This window comes from Streptomyces sp. NRRL S-455, from assembly GCF_000717875.1.
In the GTDB taxonomy this organism is placed as follows: domain Bacteria; phylum Actinomycetota; class Actinomycetes; order Streptomycetales; family Streptomycetaceae; genus Streptomyces.
This window is the reverse complement of record NZ_JOCT01000005.1, coordinates 19,079-33,494: the sequence shown is the minus strand read 5'-3', so window position 1 is coordinate 33,494 and position 14,416 is coordinate 19,079. Positions and strand designations below refer to the sequence as shown.

At 73.1% G+C, this 14,416-nt stretch carries 13 protein-coding genes and 1 pseudogene; 12 read left to right on the top strand and 2 right to left on the bottom strand.

Features of this window, described 5'->3' with window-relative positions; genetic code table 11:
* The first annotated feature begins 453 nt into the window (after positions 1-453).
* From IE97_RS0109655 to IE97_RS0109645, 3 genes are all read left to right on the top strand, one after another.
* Positions 454-1,419 (top strand): diacylglycerol/lipid kinase family protein, encoded by a 966-nt coding sequence (locus IE97_RS0109655; RefSeq protein WP_030895221.1) that lies wholly within the window; start codon positions 454-456, stop codon positions 1,417-1,419.
* A gap of 83 nt (positions 1,420-1,502) precedes the next feature.
* Positions 1,503-1,871 carry a nuclear transport factor 2 family protein gene (locus tag IE97_RS0109650; RefSeq protein ID WP_030234889.1) on the top strand — a complete coding sequence of 123 codons (369 nt, stop codon included), beginning with the start codon at positions 1,503-1,505 and terminating at the stop codon, positions 1,869-1,871.
* A 127-nt stretch (positions 1,872-1,998) separates the two neighbouring features.
* Positions 1,999-3,552 (top strand): MmgE/PrpD family protein, encoded by a 1,554-nt coding sequence (locus tag IE97_RS0109645; protein WP_030234886.1) that lies wholly within the window; start codon positions 1,999-2,001, stop codon positions 3,550-3,552.
* A gap of 87 nt (positions 3,553-3,639) precedes the next feature.
* Here the strand turns inward: IE97_RS0109645 and IE97_RS0109640 are convergent, their stop codons facing one another.
* Positions 3,640-4,299: a ScbR family autoregulator-binding transcription factor gene (locus tag IE97_RS0109640; RefSeq protein WP_234310473.1), complete on the bottom strand. Its 660-nt coding sequence runs from the start codon at positions 4,297-4,299 to the stop codon at positions 3,640-3,642.
* 337 nt (positions 4,300-4,636) lie between these two features.
* Here IE97_RS0109640 and IE97_RS0109635 point away from each other — a divergent pair, with 337 nt between their 5' ends.
* Positions 4,637-5,602, top strand: a complete 966-nt coding sequence (locus tag IE97_RS0109635; protein ID WP_037844163.1) for a ScbA/BarX family gamma-butyrolactone biosynthesis protein — start codon at positions 4,637-4,639, stop codon at positions 5,600-5,602.
* Between the two features lie 47 nt (positions 5,603-5,649).
* On the opposite strand, the gene IE97_RS39225 is transcribed toward IE97_RS0109635, so the two are convergent.
* Entirely contained in the window at positions 5,650-6,243 is a 594-nt protein-coding gene (locus tag IE97_RS39225) for a TetR/AcrR family transcriptional regulator (protein WP_234310474.1), read from the bottom strand.
* A 176-nt stretch (positions 6,244-6,419) separates the two neighbouring features.
* On the opposite strand from IE97_RS39225, the gene IE97_RS0109625 reads away from it, so the two are divergent.
* From IE97_RS0109625 to IE97_RS0109590, 8 genes and pseudogenes are all read left to right on the top strand, one after another.
* The gene (locus IE97_RS0109625; protein ID WP_030234870.1) at positions 6,420-7,589 is read left to right on the top strand and encodes an acyl-CoA dehydrogenase family protein; all 1,170 of its coding nucleotides are present in this window, start codon (positions 6,420-6,422) and stop codon (positions 7,587-7,589) included.
* A complete protein-coding gene (locus IE97_RS0109620; RefSeq protein WP_234310476.1) occupies positions 7,579-8,328 on the top strand; it encodes an HAD family hydrolase in 750 nt (249 codons plus the stop codon). The genes IE97_RS0109625 and IE97_RS0109620 overlap by 11 nt, the downstream gene beginning before the upstream one ends.
* 228 nt (positions 8,329-8,556) lie before the next feature.
* Positions 8,557-8,700, top strand: a pseudogene (locus IE97_RS43585) (IS630 family transposase); the annotation flags it as partial.
* Positions 8,701-8,886: 186 nt separating this feature from the next.
* Entirely contained in the window at positions 8,887-9,132 is a 246-nt protein-coding gene (locus tag IE97_RS0109610) for a phosphopantetheine-binding protein (RefSeq protein ID WP_030234857.1), read from the top strand.
* Entirely contained in the window at positions 9,129-10,346 is a 1,218-nt protein-coding gene (locus IE97_RS0109605; RefSeq protein ID WP_030234853.1) for a beta-ketoacyl-[acyl-carrier-protein] synthase family protein, read from the top strand. Before IE97_RS0109610 ends, IE97_RS0109605 begins: the two co-directional genes overlap by 4 nt.
* A 51-nt stretch (positions 10,347-10,397) precedes the next feature.
* A complete protein-coding gene (locus IE97_RS0109600; RefSeq protein WP_051704900.1) occupies positions 10,398-12,146 on the top strand; it encodes an acyl-CoA dehydrogenase family protein in 1,749 nt (582 codons plus the stop codon).
* Positions 12,130-13,116, top strand: a complete 987-nt coding sequence (locus IE97_RS0109595) for a beta-ketoacyl-ACP synthase III (protein WP_030234846.1) — start codon at positions 12,130-12,132, stop codon at positions 13,114-13,116. Before IE97_RS0109600 ends, IE97_RS0109595 begins: the two co-directional genes overlap by 17 nt.
* A gap of 280 nt (positions 13,117-13,396) precedes the next feature.
* On the top strand, positions 13,397-14,398 hold the full coding sequence (locus IE97_RS0109590; RefSeq protein ID WP_030234842.1) for a clavaminate synthase family protein: 1,002 nt from the start codon (positions 13,397-13,399) through the stop codon (positions 14,396-14,398).
* Positions 14,399-14,416 lie beyond the last annotated feature (18 nt).

Here is a 14,416-nt window from a genome sequence, read left to right as displayed (position 1 = left end):
GCCCCGCTCCGGCGCCTTCCCGGTCTGCACCACACCCCCAGCACCGGCCTCACACGAGTGTCACCGCGCGCCGGGTGAAGCGGCTGCGCGAACCCGTCCAGCGGCTGGTGGACGAGCTGCTGGACGAACTGGAGGCACTGCCCCGGCCGGCCGGCCCGCGCCCCGCTCTCCCCTCGCTCCCACTCCCGACCCACCTCGCACACGTGCCTTGGGTGCCCGCGGCGCCCGGCCCGGCGCACCGCGGGCGTCCGCGGCGGGCCGGGCGTGCCCTCGGCCCCGCGTCCCCGTGCCCGGTGTGTCCCTGTCCTGTCTCCCCGTGCCCGTGCGCCTCGTCGGCGTCAGCCGCACGTCAGCGCCGTGGCAGCGGTCGGCGGCAGAGTTGGCGTCGTGGGTCCGGAGCCGCAGGCGCGGCCCCGGACCCGCCGGCGCCGTCCGACGAAGGAGTACGCCCTCATGGCAGATACAGCAGCCCCGGTCCCGACCCGGGCACTGGTCCTGGCCAACCCGGCCTCCGGCAGCCACAGCCCGGAACTGGTGGAACAGGTACGCCAGTTGTGCGACTCGTACCTGGAGCGCACCGAGGTGCACCCGACCACTGGACCGGGTGACGCCACCGTCGCGGTGCGGAGGGCCCTCGAACGGCACGCCGGCGCCCCCGACCTGGTCGTCGTCATCGGCGGCGACGGCACCGTCCGGGAGGCCGTCCAGGGCCTGGTGCCCGCCTCCGGGCGCGCCACGCTCGCGGTGGTGCCCGGCGGCACCGGCAACTCCGGCTACAAGATGCTGTGGGGCGACCGTCCGTGGACGGAGTCCCTCAAGACGATCCTCACCGACTCCGGCATCGGCGGCAGCGCCCGCCCGCGCCGCCTGGACCTGGCCCGTCTCGCCGAGACCCGTCAGTACGTCTACCTGGGAGCCTGCTCCGGTGTGATCGCCGACGCGCTGATCACCGCCCGCGACCTGCCGTTGACCGGCCGCGAGCGGTACGCGCGCGCCTTCGCCGACACCGCCGCGGGCTACGCGCCGTACCCGGGCCGGGTCACCGTCGACGGGCGGGTCGTGCACGAGGGCCCGACCGTCCTCGCGAACGTCGGCGGCGGCCCCTACCGCGGCGGCCGGTTCAACGTCCTGCCCGACTCGCTGCTCGACGACGGCCTGCTCGACGTCTGCGTCATCGGCGACGGGATCGCCGCGGCCGACGTGCCGCGGCTGACCCTGACCGCCGCCCACATCGGCCACCCCGCCACGCGGTACGCGCGCGGCCGGACCATCACCGTGGAGCGCACCGACGGCCGTCGGCTGCCGCTGGAGCACGACGGCGAGTACCAGCACGGCATCGGCTCCACGGCCACCTTCGAAGTCCTCCCCGGCGCCCTCCCCGTGTGGGCCCCGGCCTCGGACCGCCCCGAGACCCCCTGAGACATCCAGAACCCCCGTCGTACCGCACGCCTGGCGACGGCACGTCGGGTCAGCCCCACCATCGGAAAACGAGGAGAACACACATGAGCGACCTGACCACCACCGTCGACCGCTACCTGGCCATCTGGAACGAGGCGGACGCCGACAAGCGCGCGGCGGCCATCGCCGAGCTGTTCACCGCCGACGCCCCGTACATCGACCCGCTCGCCGCCGTCGAGGGCCACGAGGGCTTCGGCGCGGTGGTGGCGGGCGCCCGTGAGCAGTTCAAGGGCCTGACCTTCGAACTGCACGGCACCGTCGACGCCCACCACAACCAGGCCCGGTTCCAGTGGGGCCTGGTCACCGAGCCCGGCGCCGAGCCCATCGCGATCGGTTTCGACGTCCTGGTCGCCGACGAGGCGGGGCGCATCAAGGCCGTCTACGGCTTCCTGGACAAGGTGCCGGCCGCCTGAACCCCTCCCGCGGCGGTGGGAGCACCGGCCGACGGTGCTCCCACCGCCGCTTCCACCCGCCCGGAGCGACCAGCCGCCGGCCACGGCACGCCCCGGCCGGCGTACGGCAAGAGAGGTGCCTCGCGCCATGACGGCAGTACTCGGTGAGAGCGTGGCCAGGGCGCTGTGCGACGACTGGGGAAGCACGGCGCCCAGGCGTCCTCGCCGACCCACCGACACCCCGCTGCGTGAACTGTCCCAGTGGGCGGCGACGCTGCGCCCCGAGCACATCCCGTGCCGGGTGCTGAAGCTCGCCGCCAGCCAGGTGCTCTCGCAGGCCGCATCCATCAGGGCCGGGCTCCAGCACCCGCTGGGACGGCGGCTGGTGGCGGCCTTCGGGCACCCCATGCAGCGCGACCCGCGCACCGCCGCGGGCGTCTTCGCCGCCCTCGGGTCCTGGCTCAACCTCGACGACACCGCCTACGCCGGACACCTGTCGAACTCCACCGTCGCGGTACCGCTCGCCTTCGCCTACACCCGCCGGCTCGACGGGCTGTCCCTGCTGACCGCCGTCGTCGCGGCCAACGAGTGCGCGGCCCGCATCACCGCCTCGGCCACCCTCGGCCCGCTGCGTGGCCAGAGCGCCGTGCACACGCACCTGGCGGGCGCGGTGGCCGGCCGGCTGCACTGCGACCGGGCCCCGGCCTCGCTCTGGGAGAACGCCTTAGGGCTGGCCTTCGCCATGCCCAACTGGCCCCTGATGCGCGCCTTCCTGGCCAGCGACGCCCGTCTGTTCAACACCTTCACCCCGGTACGCACCGCCATGGACGCCTGCGACGCGGCGTACGCGGGGCTGCGCGGCGCTCCCGACATCGTCGAGCACGAGGACGGCTTCCTCGCCCGGTTCGCCACCGTGCCGCTGCCGCAGGCGGTGGCCAAGGGACTGGGCCGGCGCTGGCACACCGACACGCTTTCCTTCAAGATGCACCCCGGCGGGCCGGGCATCGACGCGGCCGTGGACTGCGCCGCCGAGATCCACCGGGAACTGGGCGGCCTGCGGCCCGAGGAAGTGGCCGAGGTGGTCGTCGAGGCGTCCCTGTACACCCTCTTCGCCGGCGAGCGCGCCGCCCGGTACGTCAACGGTCCGGGCTCCCCGCTCGGCGCCCTGGTCCTCGACGTGCCCTACCCCGTCGCGACCACCCTGCTCACCGGCGAGTTCACCGTGGACGACTTCTCCTCCCCGCACCTGGACGACCCGGCCCGCTGGGCGCTGGCCCGGCGGGTGCGCCTGGAGCACGACACCGAGATGACGCGCGAACTGTTCCTGTCCGACGCCCCGTTCGGCGAGGCGGTACGGGAGGCGGGGGAGCGTGCCGTGCCGTGGCTGCGCGGCTTCGGCGGGGACGAGCTGGTCGACCTGCTGGGCCCGCTGAGCGCCGACGAACGGGACTTCTCCCGCGCCGCGAAGGCCACCGGTGCCCGGGTCACCGTCCGGCTGACCGACGGCCGTACGGTGTCGCGCACCCGGCTGATTCCGGTCGGTGCGGCCGGCCCGGAGACCCGGGTCCGGCACGCGGACCTGGTGCGGGAGAAGTTCCTGTCGGTCGGCGGCCCGCACGAGGTGTCCGACAGCGTGGACCGGCTGCACCGCATGCGTCCGGGCGCCCTGCGTCGCTGGATAGAGGCCGCCTTCCTGGACTGAACCGTCCGGCCCGCCGCCGGACGGCGCGGCGGTGCGGCGACCGGAGCGGTTCACCGGCTCCCGCCGCACCTTCCCGGCCACACGGTCCTACCGCGCCGGCACCGACAGCAGGGCGAAGGCGTCGACGATCTCCTCGACCCGCTCCACGATGTCGGCCCGGTCGTTCTGCACCCAGGAGATGTGCTGGGCGCCGAACAGGGCGGAGACCAGGACCCTGGCCAGGGCCTCGGGCACCGTGCTCTCCGGCAGCCGGCCCGCGGCCCGGCACTCCTGGAGGAGTTCGACGATCAGTGACGTGAAACCGACGTACGGGACCGGCATCTCCGCCTTGATGTAGGGGCGTTCGATCTGCAAACGCGCCCCCGCCTTGACGTAGACGTCGTCGCGGAACCCGCCCGCGGTGCGCAGCAGCACGTCCACCACCGTCGAGGGCGAGGAGTGGTCGCCCTCGAGCGCGGGGGAGACGATCTCGTTGAGCCTGCGGTAGAACTCCTCCGTCACGGCGACCGCGAGGGCCTCCTTGTTGGAGAAGTGGAAGTACACCGCGCCCTTGGTCATCTCCGCGCCGTCGGCGATGTCCTTGATGGTGACGTTCGGGTAGCCGCGCCGGGCGAAGACCTCCGCGGCCGCGTCGAGGATGGTGCGCCGGGTGCGGATGGCGCGGTCCTGCTTGAGGTGCGAGGTGTCGTCGACCGAGGTGCCGCCGGAGATGTGCGAGGTCTGTATCGCGTTGCCGTGTTCGCTCATGACGTCCATTCGTGCCGTGCCGTCCGCCGCTTTCGGTGGCCGGTTCGTGGGGGGAGGGCCGGGTCGGGGCACGTGCGGACGCTTCGCGGGTTTCGCCTCTCTGACCAGCAGGGATGACCGATCATCCGCCGTGTTCCGCCCGAGCCTTGCAAGATACCTTCCCGAAGGTATATTAATTTTGTGCCGAAGGGCGCCGCACGTCTGTTAGTTCGCATGGTCCTGGTTCTTCCAGTACGGGGGAGGCGAATCCCAGATGTCAGTCGTGCTCAATCATCCCAGCATCCCTCAGGCGTCAGCAATGGCCCACGCCTGCGATTCGTTGAGCTTTGCACGTCCCGTGACGCGTGAGCTGGTGCACCGCAGCTCCGTCGCGGAGGTCTTCGTCACCGACGGTGCCCGTGTCGGTGACCGCGAGTTCGTCGTCGCCGCCCAGTGGCCGCGCGACCACGCGCTCTACCACCCGGACGAGAACGGTCTGAGCGATCCCCTGCTGTTCGCGGAGACCCTGCGTCAGGGGATGGTCTACGTCGCCCACCGGCACTGCGGTGTGCCGCTCGGCCGGCGCTTCGTCGGCCGCGACATCGACTTCGAGATCACCGACCCCGCCGCCCTGCGGGTCGAGGGCGTACCGCTCTCGGTGTTCCTGGTGGGCGAGTGGGCCTGGGACGGCGACGATGCGCGGGGCAGGAGCGGGGCCCGGATGGACTTCCGGCTCGTCGTCGGTGGCCGCACGTGCGGCTGGGGCGCCATCAGCATGCTGATGGTGGACGAACGGCGCTACCGCCTGCTGCGCCGGCTCGGCGGCGGTGCCGCGGACGTGCCGTCCACCGTACCGGCGCGGACGGCCGCCTCCGGGGCGCCGCGCACGCCCCCGCACCGGGTGGGGCGGCTGCGCTGGCGGGACTGCGTCCTGGAAGAGGCCGCGAGGCCCGAAGAGTGGCGGTTGCGCGTGGACCGCGACCACGCGGTGCTCTTCGACCACCCCACCGACCACATCCCGATGATGGTGATGCTGGAGGGCTTCCGCCAGCTCGGCCACCTCAAGGTGCACGAGGCGTGCGACGGCCCGTTCGCCGACCTGTCCTTCGCGCTGGCCCGGACCACGGTGCAGTGCCTGGCCTTCGGCGAGTTCGACCGGCCCACCCGGCTGGTGGTCGATGAGTGCGCGTCGGGCGCCCGTCCACAGGAAACGTTTCAGCTGTCCGTCTCGGCTGTCCAGGGTGACACCGTACTGGCCCGCGCGCGGACCGCCTGGGCCTGCGTGGGCACCCGCCCGGCGGCGGCCGTCCCGGCCTCCTGGTAGCGGCGGCCCACCGGGCCCGGGCCCCGGGGCCGCGCGGTCGTCGGGGCTCAGGCGGAGGCGCGTGTTCCCATCACGCGCGTCAGCACGCCCCACATCGCGGCGACGCTGGGCCCGGGCCGGTCCGGGCCCGCGCAGGCGCCGGTCCACAGCGCGGTGCAGAACGCCGCGACGATGAGATCGGCCAGGGCGTCGGCCGGCGGCGTCTCGTCCCAGTGCCGTCCCCGCTGCACCTCGCCCACGAGTTCGAGCGCGACGCCATGGGTGTCGCTCAGGAGAGGAGCCACCGTGTCGGCCGCCCGAGCCGCCTCCACCTCCAGCCGCAGGGCCGCCTGCGCCCTGTGGTCGGTCTCGAAGAGCTTGCCGAGTCCGAGCACCAGGGCCTCCAGCCGGCTCGTGGCCGGCTCGGGCGAGGTCCTGGCCTCGTCCAGCAGCGTCCGCACGCCCCGGGACAGGTGTTCCGTCAGCGCGGCGGCCAGCTTCTCCTTGCTGGAGAAATGCCCGTACAGGGCGCCCTTGGTCAACCCGATCCGGTCGGCGATGCGCTGCAGGTTCGCGTTCACGTAGCCGTAGCGTGCGAACTCGTACGCGGCGGCGTCGAGGACGCGATCGTGCGTCCGAAGGGCACGCGCCTGCTTGACCACGCTGATCACCTCCTTCACCCCGGCCCGGTGGTGAAGGACCGGCCGAGAAAGATTCGTTCCCGAACGAATTCTAGTCGTGGAGTAAAGGAGAGCGATAGGTGAACCGGCGTCAAATCTGCACAGGCCAGGGGGCACAGGGTGGCGCGCCGCGGGCGCGCGTACAGCTGGAGGGCGCCGTGGCTTCCGCCGCGGCACACGCGTCGACGGCGGACGCCACCGGCCGGCTGTCCGCGGAGACCCTCGCGCGGCTGACCCGCGCCGGCTTCGCCCGTCACTTCGTGCCCGGGGTCTGGCACGGTACCGAGGGAACCTTCAGCGACCTCCTCGCCGAGGTGGCGGCCGTCGGCGAGGGGTGTGCGTCCGCCGCGTGGTGCGCCGCCCTGTGGGCGACCCACGGCAGATACGCCGCCCACCTGCCCCTCGAAGGGCAGCTCGACCTGTGGGGCCGAACGCCCGATGTGCGGATCGCCGCCGGACTGCGGCCCTCCGGCTCGGCCGCCCGCTGCTCCGGAGGCTGGCTGCTCAGCGGCACCTGGGAGTGCGTCAGCGGGATCGCGGACGCGGACTGGCTGCTGCTCGCGGCCCCGGAACCGGACGAACCGCGGTTACCCGGCGGCCGGTGCCGGCTCTTCGCCGTCCCCGCCGCCGAGATCCACGTACGGGAGACGTGGCGCAGCACCGGAATGCGCGGCACCGGCAGCCACACCGCGGTCCTCGACGGCCCGGTGGTCGTCCCCGACCACCGCACCTGCTCGCTGTCGGACGTGCTGGCGGGCTCTCCCGGGCCCGGGCGGTCCCGCTGCCACACCGCCCCGGCGCACCTGGGCACGGGACTGCTGCTGTGCGCGCCCGCCCTGGGGGCGGCCCGCCACGCCCTGCGGGAGTGGACCGCGTGGGCCGCGCGCAGGGGAGCCGGCCGGCCCTCGGAGCGTGCCACGCTCCAGCTGACGCTGGCGCAGTCGGCCGATGACATCGAGGCCGCCGAACTGCTGCTCGGGGACGCGGCGCTGCGGGCCGACTCGGGCACCCGCGCCGAGCGGGACGTGGCCCGCAACCGCCGGGTCGCGGCGGCCGCCGCACAGCACCTGGTGACCGCCGTTGAGCGGCTGTTCCGCGCGGCCGGAACCCACGCATGCGGCGGCCCCGGGCCGCTGGAGCGCACCTGGCGCGACGTCCACGTGCTGGCCGCGCACCAGGCCGTGCGCCGGGAGACCGCGGCGGCCCTGTACGCGGACTCGGTGTTCGCCGACTTCGAGGACCGTCCCGAGCAGGCGGCCGGGCCGGCGGCAGCGCCCCGGTTCATGGCGTACTCCGCGTCGGCGGAGGTGGTCGCCGGTGTCCACTGACACCCGCAGCGGGCGCAACCGGTCCCCGCGACCCGCGACGCCCCGCCCCACACCCTCCCGGCCCGCGGCGCGGGTACGCCCCGAGGGCCCCCGCCGGCTGGTGTTCTTCGACGTGGACGAGACGCTGATCGGCCGCAAGAGCGGCCCGGACTTCCTCCGCGACCACTTCGCGCGGACGCACGGCGCGGACGGAGTGCGCCGGGCCGGCGAACTGCTCGGCGCACTGGCCGGTCTGCCCCGCGAGGAGGCCAACCGCCGTTTCCACCGGGCCTTCCGGGGCTGCCCGGCCGCGGAGGCCGAGGCCGCGGCCCGCCGGTGGTACGGGGAACACAGCCGGGCCGACGGCTTCTATCTCCCCACCACACTGGCCGCGCTGCGCCGGCACCGGGCCGAGGGCGCGTCCGTCGCCCTGGTCTCCGGCACCTTCCCGCCGCTGCTGGCCGTCATCGCCGAGGCGGTCGGGGCGCGGTTCGCCCTCGGCGCGAGACTCGAACACTGCGGGCCGCTGCTCACCGGCGAACTGATCGGCCCCCCGGCCATCGGCGAGGGCAAGCGCACCCTGGTGCGCCGGCTCCTCGCCCGCCACCCCGACATCGACCCGGCCGACTGCTGGGCCTACGGCGACCATCCCTCCGACCTGCCCATGCTGCACAGCGTGGGGCACGCGGTGATGGTCGCCCCGGACGGGACCCACACCACCGTGCCACCGCACGCCGCCGGGACCGACGGAGACGGGTGACCGCGGCGGACCGCCGGCTCCGGCCGGGACCGGTGCGGTTGTCGATGCGGATCACCGTGACCTGCCCGCACGACTGTCACGCGGATGAGAGCGAGGTCGGCGTGCACCGTCAGCACGCCGATCATGCCCACGTGCACGGCGAGGGCTGCGGGCACGTGGCGGTGCCCCACGATGACCACATGGACTGCGGGCGCCGAGTCCTGTGCCCGCAGACCGAGCTCGTCCTTCCCCGACGCCCCGGCGACGGTGCTGATCTGTGACAACGACCCGATCCACCACGCCCGCACGGTCCGCGACTTCGTGGCCGACCAGCCCGGCCTGCACCTGTGGTACGGCGCCCGCTACAACCCGCACGACCATCCCATCGGTCGGTGCCGGAGGCCTGAATTCCCTTTTGAGGCCCGCCGGTTCAGCCGGCGGGTTTCGGTGTTCTGGCTCTTTCCGCCTCTTTCTCTTGATAACGGCGCGATACGTGCTCCATATCCGGCGTCAGCAAAGTGGAGTTGATCTCGTTTCGAGGTGCCGAATCAATCCTTAGCCCCCACAGAGGTGAAAGACATGAGCATGGACCCGAAGACTGTCGTGCACGGGATCCTGGCCGAAGACCTGGAAGTGGACCCCGCGGAGATCACGGACGGCGCCCTGTTGCGCACCCTCGAACTGGATTCTCTCGCCATCGCCGAGCTCATCGTCAGGATCAAGGAAGAGACGGGCGTGGACCTCGGCGGCGAGGAGACCCGGATAGCGGACCTCACGGTCGGGGACGTCGTCTCGCTGGCCGGCTCGGGGCTGGAAGCGGCGTGACCGAAGGACCCGTCGCCATAACGGGTGCCGGCCTGGTGACCCCGGCGGGCACCGACTCCGACACGACCTGGGAGGCGCTGTGCGCGGCCAGGTCCCTGGAGTCCGGTGACCCGGAGCCGCTGGCCGGCACCGGGGCGTGGCACAGCCTGCGCGTGCCGCCCCTGCGGCCGGGGCAGCTCACCGGGCGCGGCACCGCCCGTACCGACCCCTTCATCCGGTTCGCCCTGGCGGCGGTGGACGAGGCGTTGGTCCAGGCGGGGCTCGACCCGCGGAGGTGGGACGGCAGCCGGGTCGGCATCGTGGTGGGGTGCGCCTTCGGCGGAGTGACCACGCTGGAGGAGCAGCACCGGCGGCTCGACCGCCAGGGCCCGGAGATGGTCTCGCCGTATCTGCACCCCCGGTCACTGATCAACATGGCGGCGGGCACTCTCAGCGCGCGGTACGGGATCACCGGGCCCAGTCACACGGTGGCGGCCGCCTGTGCGTCGGGTGCCTCGGCGCTCGGCCTCGGCAAGACCCTGCTGGACGCCGGGGTCTGCGACACGGTCATCGCCTGCGGCACGGACGCGGCCGTCACCCCCCTCGTGGTCGCCGGATTCGCCCGCATGGGCGCGCTCTCCGAGCACAAGGGGCCCGACGCGTCACGGCCGTTCGCCGCGGACCGCGACGGCTTCGTCATCTCCGAGGGCGCGGCGGCCGTCGTCATGGAGAAGCCGGCGAAGGCCCGCGCCCGGGGCGCCGACGTACTCGGCCGGCTCCTCGGCTACGGCAGCACGTCCGACGCGCACCACCCGACGTCCCCCCGCCCCGACGGGGCGAGCGCCGCGGCCGCCGTGGAACAGGCGCTGGCCGCGGCCCGTATGACCGCGCGGGACGTCACGACCGTGAACGCGCACGGCACCTCGACACCGCAGAACGACCAGACGGAGGCCCGGCTCCTCGCCCGCCTCTTCCCCCACGGACCGTCCGTCACCTCGAACAAGGGGCTGCTCGGCCACACCCTCGGCGCGGCCGGTGCCATCGAGGCCGTGCTGACCCTGCGCAGCCTGCGCAGCGGCACCCTGCCGCCGATCGCGCACACGGAGCGTGCCGACCCCGACCTGCCCGAACTGGACCTGGTCCTCGGCAGCGCGCGCAGCCACGGCGGGACCGTCTCCGTGAGCACCTCCTTCGGATTCGGGGGCAGCAACTGCGCGCTGGTGCTGGACGCCTGACCGGCGCAGCCGCGCAGCCACAGACCCGTGCGACCCATCCCAGGAGAGTCCATGACGCAACGCGAAGAAGAGCTGGCCCGTGTCCTGTCCGGGCCCGAGTTCGCCACCATCAGACCGGACGACGGAAGCGTTCTCGACTACAGCCTGCTGACGCTTCGCCGGGCGAAACTCCTCAACGGTGCCGGCTTCACGGCGAATTCCCTCTGGCTGGGCCGCGGCGACAGCGCCCGCTTCCCCGACTTCCTGCGCACCATGGGCTGGATCGGTGCGTACGACCTGTCCCTGCTCAACGTCCTGGTCTCCCACCAGATCGCGGGTGACGCGCTGCTCAGCCACGGCGGACAGCAGCAACTGCGCTCCTACGGCCCGGAGATCGACCGCATGGCCAAGGTGTACTGCTTCGCGGGCTCCGAACTGCACGCCGGATCGGACCTGAAGCAGGTGCGGACCACCGCCACCTACGACCCGCAGAGCGGCACGCTGGTCCTGAACACGCCCCGGCCCGCCGACAGCAAGGTGTGGATCGGCAACAGCCTGCACACGGGTGACGTGGCCATGGTGCTGAGCCGGCTGCAGGTCGGCGGGCGGGACGAGGGCCACCACTGGATCCGGGTGCCGCTGCGGGAAGACGGCAGGGTGCTGCCCGGGGTGCGCATCGGGCGGGCCGAGCCGAAGGGCGGCGTCACCGCCAACCAGACCGGCGTCCTCTCCTTCACGGACTACCGCCTGCCGGTGTCCGCCCTGATGAACCGCTGGGCGTCGATCGACGCGGACGGCACCTACCGTTCCCCGCTGCCGCGCCACCGGCGGTTCGAGGAGTGCCTGGCGACCTTCACCCACGAGCGGCTCTTCCCGTCGGTGGGGGCGGCCTACGCGCAGCTCCTCGCCTGTGCGATCACCACCCGTTTCGCGGCCGTCAAGCAGACCTTCGGCAGACCGCTGATCGGCCACGAGCACTACCGCATGCGGCTGTCGGCCGCCGTGGGCCGGTCCCTCGCCGCCCGGCACGCCATGGACGCGCTGTCCGAGATCGCGGTCGCCCGTTCCGCTCAGGGCGCACCGGCCCGTGACCAGGTGCTGCACGCGCTGATCTCCTGCGGGAAGTCCGGAAGCACCGGCGACGCCCGACACACCCTCGCCGAGACGCGGGAGCTGTGCGGCGGACTCGGGTACCACGACGCGAACCAGATCACGCCCCTGCTCCACGACTACGAGATCGCCGTCACCTTCGGCGGGGACAACACCGTCCTCGGCTACCAGGCCTCCCGCTTCGCCCTGCGCCACCGCAAGGAGTTCGACACGGTACTCGACGAGGCGGTCGCCGGGGCCGGCGGTCCGGACGCCGCCCGCCTGCTGCGGTCCGTGTGCGACGTCCTGCTCGACCACGTCGAGCGGCACGGTCCGGGCGAGGCCAGCGCGCAGTGGACCCGCGCCGTCCACCAGACGCTGGCGATCGGCCACTGGGCGGCCCACGCCGGGACGCCCCTGTCCGAGCGCCTCCTCGGACAGTACGCGGCGGCCTGTGCACTGGAGCACGCGCTCGCCGCACTGAGGGCCGGAATCCTGGACCAGGGCGCGGTCCTGCGCCTCGAAGAGGTCCGCCGTGAGGCGGCCGGCGCACCCCTGGACGCAGCGGAACTGATGACGGAACTCGGCGTGCCCGAGGAGCTGATCACAGCACCCATCGCCCGCCAGGACTTCGCGGAACTCCATACGGCCCTCGCCCTCGCCGGGCCCGCCCCGGTGTCGGCGTCGTCCGCATCCCCGGAAGGAGGGGGCCTCCATGACCGCGGCGAATGACCGGGTCGGTGCCGTCATCACCGGCCTGGGCACCTGCCTGCCGGAGGACGTCGTCACCAACGACGAGGTGTCGCGGCACCTCGACACGGACCACGCCTGGATCCACAGCCGTACGGGCATCGAACGGCGTCGCCGGGTCTCCTGGGGGACCGGCACGGGAGACCTCGCCGTCGGGGCCGGAGCCGCGGCGCTGAAGTCGGCCGGGCGGGACGGCTGCGACCTCGTCCTGCTCGCGACCACCACGCCGGACCGGCGCTGCCCCGCGACCGCCCCCTGGGTGGCGTCCCGACTGGGCCTGGCGGCAGCGGCGTTCGACCTGTCCGCCGTCTGCTCCGGGTTCGTCTACGGGCTCACCGTGGCCTCCTCGATGATCACCGCGGGCAGCTGCGATCGGGCCCTGGTCATCGGCGCGGACGTCTACTCCTCGATCGTGGATCCCGACGACCGTACGACGGCCGTCGTGTTCGGCGACGGAGCGGGCGCGGTCCTCCTGGAGCGTGGCCGCACGAGCGAGCCCGGCGCGGTGCTGCACACCGAACTCGGCAGCGACGGCACCGGGGACGACCTGATCACCATCCCGCCGCACGGCGAGTACCTCACCATGCAGGGCAGCGAGGTCTACAGCCGGGCCGTCACCACCATGACGGAATCCGCCCGCTCCGTCGCCGGGAAGGTGGGGTGGGACATGGCGGACGTCGACGCGTTCGTCGGCCACCAGGCGAACATCCGCATCCTCAAGTCGGTGGCCAAACGCCTCGGCCTGCCACCGGAGCGGGTGATCTCGAACATCGCGGACGTGGGCAACACGGCCGCCGCCTCCATCCCCCTCGCCCTGGCCGACGCGGCCGCCGAAGGACGTATCGGCACCGGGGACCGTCTGGTCCTGACCGCCTTCGGCGGCGGCCTCACCTGGGGCTCCGCCGCCGTCGTCTGGTCGGGCGCGGAACCCGTCCGGGACCTGAGGGGCTGATGGCGCCGAAGGTGCGGATCGCGGTCGTCGGGGCGGGCATCGGCGGGCTCGCCGCCGTGCTCGCCCTGACGCCCACGCCCGCCTCTTTGAGTTCCGGGGCCTGCTCGTGGACCCGTACCTCGTGGCCCTCCCGCATGCACCCCGGCCCCAACGGCAGCCGCATCCTGCCTGCGGAGACCGGAACCGGAATATCCGCTCATGCTCGGTCGATACGCGGCCGATAACGCGCCGCCATAGCGTCCGGAGTACACGCAAAATACCGTGGACGGAGGCTCTGAAAATGGCTGCGAGTGCCGAACGATCGGCTCCGCGCTACGACGTGACACTGGACCCGTCGGATGCGGAACTCGTCGAGGAAATAGCCTGGAAACTCGCCACTCAGGCGACCGGACGCCCCGACGACGTCGAATGGGTGGAGGCCGCCAGGAATTCATGGCATGAATTGCCGGTCGCGCTGCGCAGAACCCTCGCCGATTTCCGTCGGGATTCCGGTCCCGGCGGCGGGCTGCTGCTGCGGGGACTGCCCGTCGACGCCCTGGGCCTGCCGCCGACCCCGTGCGTCAACGGCTCCGTACAGCGTGAGCCCGCACTGGGCGCCGCCGTCCTGCTGATGATCGCCTGCGGTCTCGGCGACCCCGGCGCGTTCCGGCCCGAGAAGGGCGGTGCCCTCGTCCAGGACGTCGTGCCCGTCCCGGGCATGGAGGAGTTCCAGGGCAACGCCGGCTCGACGCTGCTGACCTTCCACAACGAGAACGCCTTCCACGAGCACCGACCCGACTTCGTGATGCTGCTGTGCCTGCGGGCCGACCCCACGGGCCGCGCGGGCCTGCGGACGGCCTCCATCCGGCAGGTACTCCCGCTGCTCTCCGACGGCGCTCTGCGGACCCTGGGGGCCCCGGAGTTCATCACCGCGCCGCCGCCCTCCTTCAACATGGGCGAGGTCGAGGAGCCGCCCGCCCCGGTCCTCACCGGCGACCCGTCGGACCCCGACATCCGGGTCGACCTGGCGGCCACCAAGCCGGTCACCCGACGTGCCGCCGAGGCGCTGCGCGAACTGCGGGACCACTTCGACGCGACCGCGGCGACCCACCGCCTCGCGCCGGGTGAGCTGGCGATCGTCGACAACCGCGTCACCGTCCACGGCCGTACCGAGTTCACCCCCCGCTACGACGGCACTGACCGCTGGCTGCAGCGCACCTTCGTGATGACCGATCTGCGTCGCTCGCGCGCGATGCGCCCGGCCGACGGCTATGTGCTCGGAGACGTGGCGCAGCCCGCCTGACCGGCGAATCCCCCGCAG